The 18,043-nt window shown below is 36.9% G+C and carries 16 protein-coding genes and 1 tRNA gene; 4 read left to right on the forward strand and 13 right to left on the reverse strand.

Going from position 1 to position 18,043, the window contains the following annotated elements:
- Positions 1 to 2: 2 nt before the first annotated feature.
- The 4 genes from ACM40_RS13735 to ACM40_RS13750 form a co-directional block, all read right to left on the reverse strand.
- Positions 3 to 614 (reverse strand): hypothetical protein, encoded by a 612-nt coding sequence (locus tag ACM40_RS13735; RefSeq protein ID WP_048503329.1) that lies wholly within the window; start codon positions 612 to 614, stop codon positions 3 to 5.
- Between the two features lie 128 nt (positions 615 to 742).
- A complete protein-coding gene (locus ACM40_RS13740) occupies positions 743 to 2,692 on the reverse strand; it encodes a P-loop NTPase fold protein (RefSeq protein WP_053077117.1) in 1,950 nt (649 codons plus the stop codon).
- Positions 2,693 to 2,920: 228 nt separating this feature from the next.
- Positions 2,921 to 3,000, reverse strand: a tRNA-Leu gene (locus ACM40_RS13745).
- 68 nt (positions 3,001 to 3,068) lie between these two features.
- Positions 3,069 to 3,836, reverse strand: coding sequence for an MBL fold metallo-hydrolase (locus ACM40_RS13750; RefSeq protein ID WP_048503330.1), 768 nt, complete (start codon positions 3,834 to 3,836; stop codon positions 3,069 to 3,071).
- A gap of 54 nt (positions 3,837 to 3,890) precedes the next feature.
- Between ACM40_RS13750 and ACM40_RS13755 the strand changes: the two genes are divergently transcribed.
- Positions 3,891 to 5,318, forward strand: a complete 1,428-nt coding sequence (locus ACM40_RS13755) for a nicotinate-nucleotide adenylyltransferase (RefSeq protein ID WP_048503331.1) — start codon at positions 3,891 to 3,893, stop codon at positions 5,316 to 5,318.
- 11 nt (positions 5,319 to 5,329) lie between these two features.
- Positions 5,330 to 5,779 carry a GAF domain-containing protein gene (locus ACM40_RS13760; protein WP_040995703.1) on the forward strand — a complete coding sequence of 150 codons (450 nt, stop codon included), beginning with the start codon at positions 5,330 to 5,332 and terminating at the stop codon, positions 5,777 to 5,779.
- Positions 5,780 to 6,146: 367 nt separating this feature from the next.
- On the opposite strand, the gene ACM40_RS13770 is transcribed toward ACM40_RS13760, so the two are convergent.
- From ACM40_RS13770 to ACM40_RS13785, 5 genes are all read right to left on the reverse strand, one after another.
- Entirely contained in the window at positions 6,147 to 6,887 is a 741-nt protein-coding gene (locus ACM40_RS13770) for an ABC transporter substrate-binding protein (RefSeq protein WP_048503333.1), read from the reverse strand.
- A gap of 22 nt (positions 6,888 to 6,909) precedes the next feature.
- A complete protein-coding gene (mgtE, locus tag ACM40_RS13775; protein ID WP_048503334.1) occupies positions 6,910 to 8,232 on the reverse strand; it encodes a magnesium transporter in 1,323 nt (440 codons plus the stop codon).
- Between the two features lie 173 nt (positions 8,233 to 8,405).
- Positions 8,406 to 8,552: a hypothetical protein gene (locus tag ACM40_RS20910; protein WP_410492736.1), complete on the reverse strand. Its 147-nt coding sequence runs from the start codon at positions 8,550 to 8,552 to the stop codon at positions 8,406 to 8,408.
- Complete coding sequence (locus ACM40_RS20605; RefSeq protein WP_048503335.1) at positions 8,488 to 8,703, reverse strand: hypothetical protein; 216 nt, start codon at positions 8,701 to 8,703, stop codon at positions 8,488 to 8,490. Before ACM40_RS20605 ends, ACM40_RS20910 begins: the two co-directional genes overlap by 65 nt.
- A 464-nt stretch (positions 8,704 to 9,167) precedes the next feature.
- The gene (locus ACM40_RS13785) at positions 9,168 to 9,719 is read right to left on the reverse strand and encodes a hypothetical protein (protein WP_048503336.1); all 552 of its coding nucleotides are present in this window, start codon (positions 9,717 to 9,719) and stop codon (positions 9,168 to 9,170) included.
- A gap of 175 nt (positions 9,720 to 9,894) precedes the next feature.
- Here ACM40_RS13785 and rpsO point away from each other — a divergent pair, with 175 nt between their 5' ends.
- Positions 9,895 to 10,164 carry a 30S ribosomal protein S15 gene (gene rpsO, locus ACM40_RS13790; RefSeq protein WP_040995712.1) on the forward strand — a complete coding sequence of 90 codons (270 nt, stop codon included), beginning with the start codon at positions 9,895 to 9,897 and terminating at the stop codon, positions 10,162 to 10,164.
- Positions 10,165 to 10,220: 56 nt separating this feature from the next.
- Here the strand turns inward: rpsO and ACM40_RS13795 are convergent, their stop codons facing one another.
- Positions 10,221 to 10,580, reverse strand: a complete 360-nt coding sequence (locus ACM40_RS13795) for a DUF4260 domain-containing protein (protein WP_048503337.1) — start codon at positions 10,578 to 10,580, stop codon at positions 10,221 to 10,223.
- 130 nt (positions 10,581 to 10,710) lie between these two features.
- A complete protein-coding gene (locus ACM40_RS13800; protein ID WP_048503338.1) occupies positions 10,711 to 12,129 on the reverse strand; it encodes a sugar MFS transporter in 1,419 nt (472 codons plus the stop codon).
- Between the two features lie 422 nt (positions 12,130 to 12,551).
- Between ACM40_RS13800 and ACM40_RS13805 the strand changes: the two genes are divergently transcribed.
- Complete coding sequence (locus ACM40_RS13805) at positions 12,552 to 14,813, forward strand: polyribonucleotide nucleotidyltransferase (protein ID WP_048503339.1); 2,262 nt, start codon at positions 12,552 to 12,554, stop codon at positions 14,811 to 14,813.
- A 154-nt stretch (positions 14,814 to 14,967) separates the two neighbouring features.
- Here the strand turns inward: ACM40_RS13805 and ACM40_RS13810 are convergent, their stop codons facing one another.
- Together ACM40_RS13810 and ACM40_RS13815 are read right to left on the reverse strand one after the other, a co-directional pair.
- Entirely contained in the window at positions 14,968 to 17,382 is a 2,415-nt protein-coding gene (locus ACM40_RS13810) for a TonB-dependent receptor (protein WP_048503340.1), read from the reverse strand.
- A gap of 5 nt (positions 17,383 to 17,387) precedes the next feature.
- Entirely contained in the window at positions 17,388 to 17,828 is a 441-nt protein-coding gene (locus ACM40_RS13815; protein ID WP_048503341.1) for a MarR family winged helix-turn-helix transcriptional regulator, read from the reverse strand.
- Positions 17,829 to 18,043: the final 215 nt, after the last annotated feature.

Below are 18,043 nucleotides of genomic sequence, written 5' to 3' on the forward strand. Positions count from 1 at the left end.
AATTATTCAAATACGTTTAATACATCTTGCTGTATGTTTTTTATTAGCCTATCTGCTTCCTCTGTACTCCAGTCAACATTATTTAGCGGAGTTCTTTCATGAACAACAGAAACCCTTTCTACTATAAATCTTTTTATCTGGTTAAAAAGATTATTGCAATCATTTTCATTTTTGTTTTTTATTAAATTCTCATAAAACCATCTTGATAATACTTCGTTTATGTAATAGCTAAAATATTTTACTATGATTTCTGCTAAAGATTTTGATTCCAAAGTTTCTGATAATAATTCTTGTACTTCATCGATAGAATTTGCTTCTCCTATAAATTCTTCTAATAATAGTCTTGTTGCCTCTTTCGCAGCATTATCATCAATTGTGGTAGCGCTTCCAGAGCAGTATTCAATAAGATGATTAATAATATCGCCAACTGTCTTGTTTTCGATATCTGTTAATCCGGTTGCTGTTAATGTGTCTCTAATGTTTCCAGATCCTGAAAAGGCTGAGAAAAATCCCCCTATTTTTTTCGCTGTCTTTATACTACTTCTTCCAGCTACTTTAGATCTTCCTCTTCCTCCTATAGCTGACCCACCAAGAGCTTCTACGAAATTTTTCATTATGTTTTGTAATTTGGTAGTAGGTAGAGTAGAGGCGTCACAATTCCTTGTCATTGAAGAGCTTAATTGTTTCCAATTAGGAACCATTGATTGGCTAGTTTCTGAAAACGATTTTGATGTTCCCATAGTTATTTTATATTAAATGCTTTACTTGCTTTAGATTTTCCATCTTTAAAATATTCACGTAAAAATTCACCTAACTCTGCATCATTTTTATATTTTGAAAGTCTAGTTGCAACTGCTGGTTCAATATTATTGATGCTTATCATCTTGAGAGCTTCAATGTATTGATATCCAGCATTTTCTATTTTTTCTTCAATCATGATATTAAAAATATCATGTAATCGTTTCTGAGTAGAATTTCTTTTTAGATTATCTGACAATAATTTGAAAAATTGATCTTTTTCAATAGCTGTGAGTGGAATAAATTGATCTGTTAAAAGAAGTTTAGTAACAGCTAGTGGCATACTTTCCGGTGAAAGATCATTAAATAATGTTTTAACAATTGGTGGTATGAGACTTGAAGAACTAATAGAGTCATTTAATTTATCTCTTGCTATCCAATAATAATCTCTTAAATCAGTTCCAGTAAGTAATGGTTCGACCTTTAGCCATTTTATTACTTTTGGTCTACTCCAATCTTTATAATCAGAATTTTTTAATTCATCTAAAATATCATTCTCATTTTTATCTTTACACAGAGCTTCAATATCAATAACTTCTTTAGGATTACCTTCTTGATTAATTTGCCAATTAAACAATTCTTTAAAAAGCTTCGGTTCTGAATATTCGAGTATCATTAATTTTGCAAGAATAGCATCATTAAAATTATCTAAAGAAGCAACTTTAGCTAGACGTTTCCGTATAGTATATGTATTTAGAAAACGTTTTATTTGTCTAGGGTTTCCATATAAGCTATTTGTGATTAGAGGTACTAATGATGGAATTGTAATTATATTTGATTTGATTTTTTCAAAATCATCGTTTTCTAATAACTCTTTAAAGTTTGAAAGACCAAAAGCAGAGTATTTATTTTTTTCTCGATATTTATGAAAGGAATCATGTATAATTTTAAATTTATCTGCAGTGATCTCTTTTTTGCATATAAGCATAGAAATATATGTTTCTACTTCTGATTCAGAAAGTCTGGGTAAAGAGTAAGGGAGTTGTATTAGCTTCTCTAGGTAATCAATTACAATCCTATTATTATCTTCTTCAATTTCTTTGTTATTTCGATATTTATTTTCAATAGCATACTTAACAATTCTAGGATCAGCTCCAACTATGAAAGCTGTTTTAGGAACGTTTAAAAATAATTTAATAGCTTCTAAATTCTCAATAATTCTTTCAGGACTACATCTATCTAAATCATCAATGATTACTATTAGTCTTTTAAAGTTTGTTGATTCTAATAGATCTTCAAAGTCTTTTCTGAATTCTGAAACTGCATTTGTTTTGGTTTTACTTTCTTCATTTTGTTCCTTAATGAAAGATTGAAGTAATTCTTTGCCCTCTTCAGATTGTAATCTTTTTATTATTTCATTTGGATCATTACCCCATTCAGAAATTTTTTGTATTGCATATGGTGCTAGACTGATTCCTCCAGTAAAATATGCGGATACTGCAGGTAGTGCGATATTTTTTAGAAGCATTCCAGCTCCACGCATCCAATCAATAGATTTCCATAACTTTTTTGCCTTCTCTTTTATACTTTCTTTTATTTCGGCTGTTATTTTTTTATTATCCTCTAATTCCTTTAAAATAGAATTAAGCAATGCTGCTTTGGCATCATCATATCCTTCAAAAGTCCATCCATTGAAGTAAATGCATAATGAATCTTCATTATCGGGCTTATCAAATTCATTTTTCAGTATTTGAAGGATACTAGACTTTCCACTACCCCAATCGCCAAAAACACCTATTGTGATTGGCAAAACCGTTTCGTCATTTATTATATCAATTAATAAATCCGCATGTACTTTAAATCCTAGTAAATCTTCTGATGTTTCATTATCTGCCCACATATATATTGTGTTTTTTATTAAGTGCCAAAATATTTCAAATATTCTAAAATCCATTACGGTTTTCCGTAAAGTAGATTTTTTATATAAAAAAAAATTTTAAGGACTAAAATCGAAAAAATAATTATAAAACGAATCCGTAAAAACACGGTATTTTCATTAGTAGGGAAAAAAGAGTAATTATAAAATTGAGGGTAATTGAAGTGAGTTAAATTTTTAGCCACCCTTTTGACCACCCTAAAAAGCAAAAACCTCTGAAAATCAAATGATTTCAGAGGTTTTTTGTACCCAGGACCGGGATCGAACCGGTACTCCTAAGAACTGGTGTTTGAGACCAGCGCGTCTACCAATTCCGCCACCTGGGCATGTGTTAAATTGGTGTGCAAATATAGAAACTTTTTTTAATGTTCAAAAGCTTTTTGAAGGAAAAATTTTAAAATTCTATTTCCAAACCATCATAGGCCAGATGCACTCCTTCCGGAAGCTCCTTATCTTCAATATCATGCAATCCCATATGATGGCTGATGTGGGTTAAAAATAATTTTTTAGGCTGAAGTTCCTTAAACAAGGCAATCACATCCGGAAGAACAAAATGGGCAGGATGCGGATCAAATTTCCGGATGCAGTTTAAGATCAGCACATCCAGATTCTTCAGTTTTTCTTTTTCCGTATCTGAAATGAAATTGGCATCGGTAATATAAGCCAGATTTTTAAACTTATATCCAAAGACTGTAATTTTATAATGAATCACTTCAACAGGTGTAATTTCCGTATCCAAAACCTGGAACGGCTTGTTTTCAATTTCATGAAGTTCGAAAGCAGGCGCTCCCGGATATCTTACATCGGTGAAAGCATAGGGAAAGCGTTTTTTGATCTCATGACCAACCCTTTGATAGCAATAAATGGGCATGTCTTTTCCGCTTTTAAAGATCAGCGGGCGCATATCGTCAAGCCCGATCACATGGTCATTGTGTTCGTGGGTGAGAAGAGCAATATCTACGTTATGTTCGTGATTAAGAAGCATCTGTTCCCTGAAATCCGGCCCACAGTCGATTAGTATTTTCCTGCTTTCCTCTGTAGTAATCATTACGGAGGAGCGGAAGCGTTTGTCTTTGGGGTTTTCGGAGGTACATACTTCGCAAGTACAGCCTATAACGGGTACACCTTGGGAAGTACCGGTTCCTAAAAATTTCAACTTCATTTTCTTTTGAGGTTGGTTTAATTTTGGTAAATTTACGAAAAATTTTACGTCCTAATGTATCAGAAACTAACTCCTAAACAAAAAGCATTAACAATTAATCTAGATCCTACTATTTATGGTACTTTCGCAGAAATTGGAGCAGGGCAGGAGACTGTTCGTCACTTTTTTAGAGCAGGAGGGGCTTCAGGTACAATTGCTAAGGCAATGTCTGCTTATGACAAAGATTTTAGTGATGCCATTTACGGAAAAGAAGCAAAAAACAGGTATGTTACCCAGAATCGACTTCGCAAAATGCTCCGGTATGAAGTTGCGTTAATTGAAGAAAGGATTTCGAGGGAAAACAATCCGAACAGAAAATTTTTCTCCTATGCAAATACGGTAACGACTATTAATTTCGACAAAACACTGAAAGGCCACGGCTGGGTAGGAATCCGTTTCCAGACAAAAGAAAACGAAGATTACAATGAAATAGTAATCCACGTAAAGTTTAACGAAAATGATGCTACTCTGCAGCAGGAAACTTTGGGGAATCTGGGAGTAAACCTTATCTTCGGTGCTTTTAACTACTACGACAATCCACGAACTTTAATTGAATCTTTATACGACGACATTGCAAAAGACGGTCTCGAAATTGATATGATCGATTTCAGCGGACCTGCTTTTGACTATGTAGATAACCGACTGATGTCTTTGCAGCTGGTGAAGCATGGAATGACAGATGCTGTGATTTTCAATTCCCAGGGAAGCAACATGCTGCCTGCCGATGTTTTATACAAAAAAAACATATTTGCGGTAAGAGGAAGCTTCAGACCGGTAACGAAGGTGAATATCGATATGCTTAAAAACGGTCTTGAAATGTTTCAGAAAGACGCTACCTGTACCCATGAGCAAACAGAAGTGCTTATTGAAATTACCATTTCAAACCTTAGGGCAGATGGTGACATCGATGAAAGGGACTTTATGGACAGGGTGGACATTCTGGGCAAACTGGGATACACCGTTATCATTTCAAACTTCTCGGAATATTACAGACTGATCGATTATTTTGCCTCTTACACCACCGGAGATATTGGGGTTGCCATGGGAGTGAATAACCTTCTGATGGTATTTGACGAGAAATATTATAAAGATCTTTCGGGAGGGATTCTGGAAGCATTCGGAAAGTTCTTCAGAAATGGCATGAGGGTATACCTTTATCCGTACAAAGATCCTGAAACCCATGAATTACTGGATTCTTCGAATCTTAAAGTGGAAGAGAATTTAAAAGAGCTTTACAAATATTTCAAGCACAATAACCGTATTGTAGATATTACCAACCATAACCCGGAGTTCCTGGAAATCTATTCCAGAGAGATCTTAAGAAAAATTGCATGCTGCATTAAAGGCTGGGAAAACCAGGTTCCTGAAGGTGTTGCAGAAATGATAAAAGAACGTGGAATGTTCGGCTATAAAGAAGAACTTTCCTTCAAACAATTCTCCTAAAAATAAATAAAATGTCAGAAATAAAAAAAAGACTTTCTTCCATTCTTGAAAGTCCCAAACATAATACAGAGGAAAAGCTTGAGAAAGTATGCCACCTGTTGGATCAGGAGATTTCCTACTTCAACTGGACAGGTTTCTACTTTAAGAACGGGGATAAGGATGAACTGAAATTAGGTCCTTACGTAGGAGCCCCTACAGATCATACCATCATCCCTTACGGAAAAGGTATCTGTGGACAGGTTGCCGTTTCCAATGAGACATTCGTAGTTCCGGATGTTCACCAGGAAAGCAATTACCTAAGCTGTTCCATTGATACAAAAGCTGAGATCGTAGTTCCTATCTTTAAAGACGGTCAGAATATAGGCCAGATCGATATTGATTCCCATACTGTGGATCCTTTCACAAAAGAGGACCGCGAATTGCTGGAATGGCTTTGTAATGAGGTTTCCAAGATTTTGTAATTGAATGTTCAATTTGAAATATTAAATATAAGCTCCGATCAAAGATCGGAGCTTTTTTATTGGTTTAGGGTTTGAGGAACGAACCAGCTGGCATATCTGGTGGCTGAGGCACTCGAAGCCACCAGAATGTATGGAAACTATTGACTTCAAGGGCCTCAGTCAACAATTGAGATTGGTTAAAGTTTTTTACCACCCCGTCAAAAATTCTTTGAATTTTAGCCACCCCACCGGGGAGGGGAATTTTGATCCGACGAATTTCTGTCATTAGAAAAATTGAAAATCTTTGATTTTCAATAAACTTAAGTGCTCTTCTCTGCGTTTTTAAACAAACTTAAATATTCTTAAGTGTCTAAATTTTTTTGCTTCTTTACTGCTGCACGGCATGAACTTCTGTCAATAATTCTTTGAAATAATCCCCGCATTTAGCGATATGCGTTCCATACCAGGAAAAAGCTTCTCCATTTACAATCATGATCTTTTTATCAGGATAAAATGCTTTCATCTCTTCAATATGTTTTTCTTTGAAGGGAAATGGTTCGGAAGAGAGCATGATCACATCTGCATCGGCAAGATCTTCCATTTGAATTTCGGGGTATCGGGTTTTATCTTTAAAAATATTTTCAAAACCTATTTCTGTTAAAATCTTATGGATAAAAGTATCCGAACCTATAGTCATATAAGGATTTTTCCAGATGAGGTAAGCTGCTTTTATTGTTGGTGATTCAAGTTTAGACTGTTCCAGAACATCATAAATCTTAAGATTGAACTGTTGGGCTCTTTCTTCTTTATTAAAGATATTTCCGAGGTTTTTAAGCAGATAATAATTATCTTCGATGGTCTCGATATTTGTTACTAAAACCTTATAGTCTTCCATCAGCGCTTTCACCTGCTCTTTGACATTCTCTTCCTTATTGGCCAGGATAAGATCCGGTTTGAGAGCCTTAATTTTATCAATATTGATGTTTTTCGTGCCACCGATAATAGGTACTCCTTTTATTTTACCTTCAGGGTGGATACAGAATTTGGTCCTTCCGATCACTTCATTTTCAGTAAGGCCAAGATCAAATAATGCCTCTGTGATAGAGGGGACTAGAGAAACAACTTTCATATTCAGACTTTGTCTGCCTAAATTACAAAAGTTTTCCTGTCAGGAAAAGTCCCGCAACGGAAAAATAAATAATAAGTCCGGTAACATCGACCAGGGTGGCTACAAACGGGGCAGAAGAAGTAGCAGGGTCGAGATTCAGTTTTTTAAGGATAAAAGGAACCATAGAGCCGGAAAGTGTTCCCCAGAGGACGATCAGAACCAGGGAAACGGCTACACTTAAACCTACATAAGGCCAGTACTCTCCATAATTGAAAAGTCCTATTTTGTGCCAGATCAGGATTCTTAAAAAACCAATAGCTCCAAGAATACCGCCCAGGAATAATCCCGTAAAGATTTCTTTTCTCATGACGTACCACCAGTCTTTAAGACCAATTTCCTGAAGTGCCATAGCCCTGATAATAAGGGTTGCTGCCTGGGAACCGGAATTTCCTCCACTGGAAATAATAAGAGGGACAAACAGTGCAAGAACTACAGCCTTTTGAATTTCATCCTCAAAATAACCCATTGCAGAGGCGGTAAGCATTTCTGAAAAGAAAAGGATAATCAGCCATGTTCCCCTTTTTTTCACCATTTCCATCAGGGATGTTTGAGTATAAGGATCATCCAGGGCTTCAAGTCCCCCGAATTTCTGAATATCTTCCGTATTCTGCTGCTCAATCTGATCAAGGATATCATCGATGGTTACAATACCTACAAGAACACCGGCTTCTGTGATGATGGGAAGGGCAGTTCTGTCATATTTTTCAAAGTAGGTTACTGCGTCTTCCTTGGAAGTCGTTGTGGTAATTGCAACGAAATGATTGTCGGTGATGTCTGAGATCAGCGTATCTTCTTCGGCTAAAAGCAAGCTTCCCAACGCAATATCATCAATGAGGCGGTTTCTTTCGTCTACCACATACAGATGGTTCATGGTTTCCACTCTTTTACCGACTTTTTTGATCTGCTGCAGACATCTTTTTACTGTCCATTCTTTACGGATCTGGATGTAATAAGGAGTCATCAGACGGGCAATGGAATCAGAATCATAGCCTAAAAGCTTCAGGGCGATCCTTCTTTCCTGCGGATTAAGATGGTTGATTGAATACTTGATCAGCTCGTCCGGAAAATCCTCAAAAAGTGAAGTCCTGTCATCCGGTGTCATTCCGTTCAGGATTTCAGAAACTTCTTCGCTTCCGATACTTCTGATGGTTTCTTCCTGGAAATCAGGATCAAGATGGGAAAAAACTTCTGCTTTGTACTCTTTCGGAACTTTTAAAAATGCCAGAAGCCTCTCGTCAGCAGGAAGGTTGCTAAGAGTTTCGGCAATATCGGCAGGATTAAAGATAAGTTCGTCTCTGGAATTCAAAACGTGAAATTTTTTGGATATGCAAAAATAATTCAAATATTTAAGACTATGAAGGAAAGCAGGAAAATTAAGGATTAATTAAACTGTAAAATGCTTTATAATATACTTTTGAAACAAAAAACACCCGCCGGAGCGGATGTTCAAAAATTAAATTTTAATTCATAAAACCTATATTATTCAAGAATAGGTCCACATAAAGGATATTGGGAGGGCATACAGGTCCCCCCTTCACAGCATTCTCCGAATCTGCATTGTTCATGGATCAGGCATTTTCTGGCAGGATTGCCACCATTGATCCTCTGCTGCTCTTTTCTGGTCAGTTTTTTGAGATTTTTCATATTCAGTAATTCTACAGTTAAATGAAAATCTGTCCTTATTCTTCAATACAGGCATACTCCATGCATGCTCCCCAGCAGCAATAGCCAATGAAGCACGGTTGGGATGCGCTACATTTGATAATAGCGCCTCCATTGATCTGTTTCTGTTGCTCTCTATTGAGCTTTTTTAAATTTTTCATATGGAATAAGTTTTAGTTTGTCGACTAAAATTAATAAATTTTATTTAATTATTCACTACATGATGAAAATATTGTTCTAATAATCAGGACGTTTTGAGGTTTATTGAAAATTGTTGGAAAAATAATGAGGTGCGAAAATGTGAATTGTGAAGAGTCAATGGTGAATTTTATAAGCAGCCCCAATTGACCATTGATCTGCTCAGTAGAACTGACCATTTACAGTTAGATATTGATTATAGGCAAGTGGTGAAGGTCAAGGGTGAATTTTATAAGCCGCATCAATTGACTATTGACCTGCGCAGCAGAACTGACCATTCACAGCTAAACAACAATGATTGTGAATAGTGAAAAGTCAATGGTTAATTTATAGACATCCCAATTGACCATTAACTTGCGCAGCAAAATTGACTATTTACCCTTATAACTCTGTTTCAACCGAAGATTTAAGCTTTCTGAGTTTTTTCAGAATATCTTTTATTGCCCCGTCAGTTCCTATCTTGATAGAGTTTTCGGTAGAGCCCAGAAGACGCATGTTTTTACGGTAGGTATCATAATCTGTTTCCGTTAGCAGATTGCCACCTGCATCAAAAAGTTTCATACTGACCACCACCTGGTTGGAAAACACATATTTACCAATTCCTACCTTAAAGTACCTTACTTTGGGAACAACGGCAAAATCAGCATCGTTATTGACACAGTAATCAGTAATAATCTGTTTTTCAATGTTATTGAAAGGAATTTGAACCTCGGCTCTGAGTATTTTATTCTTTCTCCCGCTGAAGTTATCGGAAACAGCACTGAAAAAAGCAAGATTGGTAGGTTCTTTAATTTCTTCAATATCAGGTTCTACCTCGGGATTGAAGTATAAGATCTTTTTTGTTTTACTGTCTGCATTTTTCTGTGCTTTCACTGAAATAACACCGACTAATAAAAAAGTACTGAACGCTGTAAAGAATATAAATTTTTTCATTGTGTAATTCGTATGCAAAATTACTGCCTTTTCATTGGATGACATACAATTTATTAAGAAATTTTTAACATTTTTTTCTATTAATTTTGATACACGAAATCAATAATGTTTGGCCGAATTAAAAAATAGTTGTAATTTTGCACCCGTTACATAATAATCATTAAACAATATTGGAATGTACTTAACAACAGAAAAAAAGCAGGAAATTTTCGCAAAACATGGAAAATCTGCAACAGACACTGGAAGTGCTGAAGGACAAGTTGCTCTTTTCACTTACAGAATCAATCACTTATCTCAACACTTAAAGGCTAACCGTCACGATTTCAACACAGAGAGATCTCTAGTGAAATTGGTAGGTAAGAGAAAAAGTTTACTAGATTACCTTAAAAATAAGGATATCGCAAGATACAGAGCGATCATCGCTGAACTAGGTTTAAGAAAATAATCTACAAAGATTGTCAAGATAAAGCAGTTTCGAAAGAAGCTGCTTTTTTTGTGCACTTATTTCTTTTCTTTTCCAATCTTTCCCAGATGGGTATTCTGGAAACTGTCCGGATATTTCAATCCATAACCCAGTAATCGGTCAAATGCCGAATGGGCAAATAAAATGGCGCCTGCCATCTGAAAATAAGGAAGAGAAAGAGCAGTCCCGGCAAGATAGATGAGAACAGCCAGCCCAAGATGATGGAATAAGTTATAGAAAAATGCCCCTGTTTTATTATTCACGGTATATCCAAGCATCGAAATGTCCGGAGCGAGAAACAGCCCGGCAAACCACCACCATGAAAGTTCCGTCTGCTTGAAAGCCAATATTCCCAGCAGTAAAAAAGCGAAATATTCGAGCTGTAACTGAATCTTCATAATAAAAGGTATTGATTATCCGATAAGTATATTATTTAGTATAAAAGTTACATTTTCTTGACTAAAACAAAAGTGAGACGTTTATGAAACATCTCACTTTATATGATTAATTAAAATATTGCTTTAAAATCTAGTGTCCGGATTTTGCTTCAGTATTTTCCACATGACCTAAATATTTGCTGCAGTATGCTCCAAAGATCAAAATCACTAGGTAACAGAATACAGGAATGATAAATGAATGCTGTACACCTACCTGATCTGCAAGATATCCCTGAAAGATAGGAACAATAGCACCTCCCAGTATAGCCATTACCACTAAAGAAGATCCCTGGCTTGTATATTTGCCCAATCCTGAAATAGCCAGCGTATAGATATTGGAAAACATAATGGAGTTAAAAATTCCGATTCCCAAAATACTGTACATCGCCAGCTCACCGTGATTGACCATGGCTGAAATAAGAAGCACCACATTCACTGCTGCAAAAATAGATAAGGTTCTAGCCGGAGCTGCTTTCCCGATAAAGAAAGCGATAAAATTAAGTACAATAAAACCTATGAAGAAACTGATCTGGGCAAAGCTCAGATCTACGATACTGAAAATCACAAGAAAAACAGCTGCTGCTGCCCCCAGCATATATATTGCCTTTTTGCCCTGGCTTAATGACTGGTTTAAAGAAATGGCCCCAAGAAAACGGCCGATCATGGCACCACCCCAATACAGGGAAAGATAATTTTTGCTGATAATTTCATTAAAGCCCATAATCTGAGGCTGTTCCAAGAAGCTGATGATGAAGCTTCCTACCGCCACTTCTCCGCCCACATAGCAGAACATGGCAAAAACCCCAAATTTCAGATGACTGAACTGAAGAGCTCCCCAGCCTCTTACAATTTCCTCTTCCTGGGTCTGGAAAGACGGCAGTTTTACCCTGGAAATCAATAAAGCAACCAATAAAAGAATACCGGCAAAGATCAGATAAGGAATTCTGGTTGCCACAGCGCTGAATGAACCGTCCGGCGATGAGAAAAATTCAAAGATCAAATGTCCGCCAAGTACCGGGGCAATTGTTGTTCCGAATGCATTGAAAGCTTGCGTCATATTCAGGCGGCTGGAAGCAGATTCTTCACTGCCCAGCAAGGATACATAGGCATTTGCTGTAATCTGAAGCACGGTGAAACCCAGCCCGAGAATAAACAGAGCCCCCAAAAACAGAGGATAATAAGAAAAAGTGGCGGCCGGATAAAATAAGACACAGCCAAAAGCGGCCAGAAAGATACCGAAGATGATTCCTTTCTTATATCCTGCCTTGTTGATAGGATCTCCTTTTGAAATAGAGATCAGGAAATAGATCAGGGAACCGATAAAATAAGCTCCGAAAAAGCAGAACTGCACCAGCATCGATTCGAAAAAAGTGAGTTTGAAAAGCTGTTTCAGGTAGGGGATCAGGATATCATTCATACAGGTGATGAACCCCCACATAAAAAAGAGCAAAGTGATTGTGATTAAAGGAACTGTATAATTCCTGCTCTGTGTTACTTCTTTATTGATCATAAACATTTATTTATTTTGAAAAAGAACGATTAGCTCTTTCAGTTGGTTTCGTCTGCTGCATATCTATTTTGAGAAGCAGGGCAAATATAAGGGAAGTAGGCTGTTTCTGCAACCAATAGCCTTTAATAGGATATAAATATTATTTTCACTTTTTGAGACAATAATACGAAAATGACCGGATTCTTTGTTTAATTTTTTTGAAAAAATGCTTTAAATGATGAAATGGGATGATTAAGCTGAACATTCTGTAAGTAATTTAGGCTGCTTTGTTGAAACATATAAGCGGAATCTTACCATCCGGATTGCTATTTCCGGGATTGAAAATTTAATATTTCATTATTATATGTTACCTTTGCAGACGAAAATTTAAAGAGTTTAAATATTAATTCATACTCAATACGGAGTATTAAGACGACAAATTTATGAGTGTACCTCAAGCGTTTACAGAAACGATTACTCTTGCAGACGGCAGAGAAATCACTATTGAAACGGGGAAATTAGCTAAGCAGGCTGATGGATCTGTTGTAGTAAAAATGGGTGGAACTATGCTTTTAGCAACAGTTGTAGCCAATAAAGAAGCAAATCCTGGTGTAGATTTTTTACCGTTAACGGTAGATTACAGAGAAAAATTCTATGCAGGTGGAAGAATTCCTGGAAATTTCTTCCGTAGAGAAGCAAGACCTTCCGATCAGGAGATATTAACGATGCGTTTGGTAGACAGGGTTCTACGTCCGCTTTTCCCTGAAGACTTCCATGCCGAAGTTCAGGTAATGATCTCTTTAATTTCTTATGACGGAAAAACAATTCCTGATGATTTAGCAGGTTTGGCAGCTTCTGCGGCTATCGCTATTACCGATATTCCTTTCAACGGACCGATGTCTGAAGTAAGAGTGGTAAGATTTGACGGTCAATTGGCCATTAATCCTAGCTATGAAGAACTGAAAAATTCAGAGCTTGATATTATGGTGGGAGCTACCAAAGATTCTATCGTAATGGTGGAAGGGGAGATGAAAGAAATTTCTGAGCAGGAAATGCTGGAAGCGATCATCTTCGGTCATGCTGAAATTAAAAAACAAATTGAAGCTCAGGAAAGATTAGCTGAAAAAGTAGGTAAAGCTTTCCCGAAAAGAGAATACAGCCACGAAACTCACGACGAAGCTATTCGTGAGAAAGTTTGGAAAGAGTGCTACGATAAAGTATACGAAGTGGCAAAAACGCCATCCGGAAAAGAAGAAAGAGGAGAAAAATTCAAGGCTGTCCTTGAAGAATTCCTTGCACAGTATGCAGATGATGCCGAAGAACTGGAAAGAGTAACTCCTTTCGTAAAAGTATATTATCATGATGTAGAGAAAGAAGCAATGCGTCAGATGATCCTTGAAGACAACATCCGTCTTGATGGCCGTGATCCTCAGACGATCCGCCCGATCTGGTCGGAAATTGATTACCTTCCGGGAGCTCACGGTTCTGCAGTGTTTACAAGAGGAGAAACTCAGTCACTGACTGCTGTAACATTAGGTTCTGTAAAAGATGCCAACATGGTGGACAGCGTTATTTCTCAGCACGACGAAAAATTCTTCCTGCATTATAACTTCCCTCCATTCTCAACCGGTGAAGCAAGACCTTTAAGAGGAACTTCAAGAAGAGAAGTAGGACACGGAAACCTTGCCCAGAGAGCATTACAGGCAGTTATCCCTGAAGAAAACCCATATACCATCAGAATTGTTTCCGATATCCTTGAATCAAACGGTTCGTCTTCAATGGCAACAGTTTGTGCAGGAACGTTAGCTTTGATGGATGCCGGTGTACAGATTACAAAACCGGTTTCAGGTATTGCAATGGGACTTATTACTGATGCCAAATCAGGTAAATTCACTGTACTTTCCGATATCTTAGGAGATGAAGATCACTTAGGAGATATGGACTTTAAAGTTACAGGTACTGAGGACGGTATCACCGCTTGCCAGATGGATATCAAAATCCAGGGACTTTCTATGGACATCATGGAAAAAGCTTTGATGCAGGCTAAAGACGGAAGATTACATATCTTAAATAAAATCACAGAAACAATCGCTGAACCAAGAGCAGACGTGAAGCCTCACGCTCCGAAAATGGTGGTAATGGAGATCTCTAAAGACTTCATTGGTGCAGTAATCGGGCCTGGTGGAAAAATCATTCAGCAGATGCAGAAAGATACAGATACTGTGATCGCTATCGAAGAGATTGGTGAGATCGGACGTATCGAAATTGCCGGTACAGACAGAGAAAAAATCAATGCTGCTGTTGCCAAGATCAACGAAATCACTTTTGTTCCTGTAGTAGGAGAGGTTTACAAAGGGAAAGTTGTGAAAGTAATGGATTTCGGAGCTTTTGTAGCGATTGCGAAAGGTACCGAAGGACTTCTTCACATTTCTGAAATAGAATGGGCTCGTTTAGACAAAGTTCCTTACGCAGAAGGTGATGAAGTAGAAGTGAAGTTCATGGGTTATGATGACCGTAAGAAAATGAAACTTTCAAGAAAAGTACTTTTACCAAGACCTCCAAGACCGGAAGGAAAACCAAGACCAGAAGGACAAGGAAGACCTGAAAGACCTGCCAGACAGGAAGAAAATGCAAGACCGGAAGGTGAAAGAAGATCTGCCGAACAAGCTCCACAGGAAAATCAAAATCCTTCAACTGAAGCTTAAGATTAAATCTTATATATAATGAAATCCCTCAAATTGAGGGATTTTTTTTGCTTAATACATAAGCTTTATCAGCTGATATTCCTACAATTAATAATTTTTTTGTCAGGCTGAGCGGAGTAGAAGCCTTTTAAACATCAGCATACCATCTATATCTTTAGGCTCCGATTCTCTGTTTAAGATCATCCGCACCGCCGGTTTTTCTGGGCTGTCCGTTTTTAGAAGAGCCGAAATTATAGGTATAGGAAATTGTTGCCACGCGGGAATCTCTTTTCACCACAAAATTTTCTACATAATTATTGAAAATCGTTTGCGCCTTTGGATTGCTTGTGAAGAAAATGTCATTGAAAGAAAATTTCAGTGTGCTGTTGTTCTTAAATTTCTTCTGAGCCCCGATGTTCAGGTACCAGTTCGGTTTTACATCCATATAGGCATAAACCTCCCTTGCCTGGTAATTTCCGGTAAGTTCAGCACTGAAACCGTTCCCCAGTTTAAAAGAATTAATGCTGTTGAGGTTGAAGGTGAAATTCCCTTTATTATTAATCTGGGTTCCCGAAACATTTCCTGTATAAGATCCGTAATAAAAATTGGCACTGTTATTCATTTCCCACCATTTCGTTACTTTTACAGGAGCAATCAGGTAAAGTCCCACATACGATGCAGAATTAAGGTTTTCATTCGTTTGAACCGTAATATTCTCCCCATTTTCCGTAACAGGTTTAATGACATCCGTGATATTATTTTTTGTTTTGCTGTAGCTTAATGTAGCAAAATACTTACTGTTCAGACCGTAAGTTAGCTCATAGTTCATCGTTGTCTGTGGGTTCAGATCCGGGTTTCCTGCTTTATAAGTGGTTGGATCCAGATAAAATTTGAAAGGATTTAATTGATTGTAGCTGGGTCTCGTAATTCTCCTGCTGAAATTGATCTCCAGGTTGCTTTTATCTGTTATATTATAAGAGAAAACCGCACTCGGGAACAGCTGTGTATAATTCTTTTTGTTTACTTGATTGGTAGTGAGCTGGGTTCCTTTCACAATTGTATTTTCAGCTCTCAAACCGAATGTAGCACTGAACTTCTCCCACTTTTTAGAAACATTTCCATAGGCAGCATTGATGTTTTCTTCATAAATAAAATGATTGGTCTTATTAAGATCCAGTTCAGGAGTTCCTGAGCTTGCATTGAAGAATTTCAGGTCATTGTCTGCTTTTACAAAACTTGTTTTGATGCCGGCTTCCAGTTTCCAGCTGTCTTTCAGATTTTTTGTAAGATCAGATTTCAGAGAATAAATGTTCAGATTTCCGTTGATATCACCCTGCAGAATATCAAGATTTTTCAGACTTCCCGATTTTTCATAATTCCTTGTTTCAAAATTTTGCAGAGAAGTATTCGAATAATTGATGAAGTCAAAATCTGTAGTAATTTCAGATCCCAGTGAATCAATTGTATATTTATGGTTCAGATTGAATGAAATATTTTTCCAGTGGTCATGAGAACGGTTCTGAGTGGTAAAACTACCCGTAGGAAGATGGTCACTTCCCAGTATGAGACTGGAGTTGTCACCTTTTGGATCAAATTTGTTGCTCACAAAGCCTACCGAGAATCCCAAAACATTCTTATCATTCATATAATAATCCATTCCCGTTTTGGCAATATGGTTCCTGAAATTGAACTTCAGGAAATTATCCTGTAGATAAGCCTTATCAAAAGCACCATCACTATAAAAATTCCTGTCCAGAACCAGGTGATTGTAGAATTCCCTGTAGGCAAAGCTGTAATTGGCAAAAATATTCACTTTCTTATTCCTGTGATTGATGCTGAAGCTGTTATTGTTTTTGATGAATTTTCCGGTACCAAGAGCAGTCGAAATACTTCCGTTTGTCCCTTTTCGCTGATCTTTTTTTAGTTTGATATTGATGATTGATGTTCCGGCTGCATCATATTTTGAAGACGGATTGGTAATAAATTCTATTTTCTCTAATGTTGAAGACGGAATTCCGCGCAGATAAGCAGCAAGATCACTTCCTGTCATCGGAGTATTTTTACCGTCGATCTGTACCAGCAGATTTCCTTTTCCGCGAAGACTGATGTTGTCATTGTTGTCCACATTCACACCCGGAGCTTTTTCCAAAACTTCAAAAGCAGAATTTCCGGTACTTGCAATACTGTTTTCAACATTAAGAATCATTTTTCCATCCTGACGTTCAATGTAGGGCCTGGTTTTCGTGATCGTCACTCCTTCGATGGTTTTTACACTAAGGTCTATAGGAGATAGTGTTTTATTTTCTGTTATCTGGATATTTTCCGACTGATATACCTCGGCGCCGTTTCTGCTGATCTTTAAACGGTAACTTCCTTCCTTAAGATCATTGAAGATAAATTTACCATTCTGTTCTGCAATTTCTGTTTTTATCAATGCATTTCCGGAATCAAACAGGTTGATTTCCATTTGCTCGGTTTTTCCTCCGCTGATATTTCCTGAGAGTGAAAAATTCTGTGTACTCTGTGCTGAAAACAGGCTGCTTAGTAAGGCCAGTGTCCATGTTAATAAGAGCAGAAATAATCTGGTCATTGTGTTTATTTTTTAGGATTGATACAGTTTTCTGATATTTTGAGCAGAGCATTATTCATTACTTCCAGCTCTTCTTTTGTTACATTGTTCAGGGCTTTTTTTCTGTTACCTTCTACAATTTTTTGTACATCTTTAATAATTTTTATTCCGGATTCCGTTATCTCAAGATTAGTTTTCCTTCGGTCCACAGAGTGGGTGTGACGGATCACATATCCGGATTTTACCATCAGATCAATAATCCTTGTTACCGATGCATTATCTTTAAAAACCAGATCACCAATTTCGTTCTGGGTAATTCCAGGATTTTCAAGAACAGCTTTAATGATCAACCACTGATCGATGGTAATGATAAATCCGTTAGCTTTAAGCTGGCGCTGGGCATAATTCCTGTAAGACCTGATTGCTTTGTCTATATTGTAGAAGATGATTGAATTTAACTTTTCCATATTTTTCTGCTTTAATTTAAACTGATAAATCAATTATTGATATATCAATTAATTAGTGGTGATTTTTTTTAGTTTGTTACAGATCAAATACATCTTTTTCAAAAAAGTTCAAAAAACTTAAAGCTATATAGTTTGAATAGTAAAAAATATCTACCCGATCTACAAAATCTGCGAGAAAATATTTTTAATAACTCGCAGATTTTGCAGATTAAGCA

The sequence above is a fragment of the Chryseobacterium sp. BLS98 genome (assembly GCF_001045445.1).
GTDB lineage: Bacteria > Bacteroidota > Bacteroidia > Flavobacteriales > Weeksellaceae > Chryseobacterium.

Excerpts from the sequence above, each read along its gene's own strand:
- ACM40_RS13805 (WP_048503339.1), top strand. The coding sequence starts at position 12,552 with ATGAGTGTACCTCAAGCGTTTACAGAAACGATTACTCTTGCAGACGGC.
- ACM40_RS13755 (WP_048503331.1), top strand. The coding sequence starts at position 3,891 with ATGTATCAGAAACTAACTCCTAAACAAAAAGCATTAACAATTAATCTA.
- rpsO (WP_040995712.1), top strand. The coding sequence starts at position 9,895 with ATGTACTTAACAACAGAAAAAAAGCAGGAAATTTTCGCAAAACATGGA.
- ACM40_RS20605 (WP_048503335.1), bottom strand. The coding sequence starts at position 8,703 with ATGGAGGCGCTATTATCAAATGTAGCGCATCCCAACCGTGCTTCATTG.
- ACM40_RS13735 (WP_048503329.1), bottom strand. The coding sequence starts at position 614 with ATGAAAAATTTCGTAGAAGCTCTTGGTGGGTCAGCTATAGGAGGAAGA.
- ACM40_RS13770 (WP_048503333.1), bottom strand. The coding sequence starts at position 6,887 with ATGAAAGTTGTTTCTCTAGTCCCCTCTATCACAGAGGCATTATTTGAT.
- ACM40_RS13810 (WP_048503340.1), bottom strand. The coding sequence starts at position 17,382 with ATGACCAGATTATTTCTGCTCTTATTAACATGGACACTGGCCTTACTA.
- ACM40_RS13815 (WP_048503341.1), bottom strand. The coding sequence starts at position 17,828 with ATGGAAAAGTTAAATTCAATCATCTTCTACAATATAGACAAAGCAATC.
- ACM40_RS13800 (WP_048503338.1), bottom strand. The coding sequence starts at position 12,129 with ATGATCAATAAAGAAGTAACACAGAGCAGGAATTATACAGTTCCTTTA.
- ACM40_RS13750 (WP_048503330.1), bottom strand. The coding sequence starts at position 3,836 with ATGAAGTTGAAATTTTTAGGAACCGGTACTTCCCAAGGTGTACCCGTT.
- ACM40_RS13785 (WP_048503336.1), bottom strand. The coding sequence starts at position 9,719 with ATGAAAAAATTTATATTCTTTACAGCGTTCAGTACTTTTTTATTAGTC.
- ACM40_RS13795 (WP_048503337.1), bottom strand. The coding sequence starts at position 10,580 with ATGAAGATTCAGTTACAGCTCGAATATTTCGCTTTTTTACTGCTGGGA.
- ACM40_RS13760 (WP_040995703.1), top strand. The coding sequence starts at position 5,330 with ATGTCAGAAATAAAAAAAAGACTTTCTTCCATTCTTGAAAGTCCCAAA.
- ACM40_RS13740 (WP_053077117.1), bottom strand. The coding sequence starts at position 2,692 with ATGGATTTTAGAATATTTGAAATATTTTGGCACTTAATAAAAAACACA.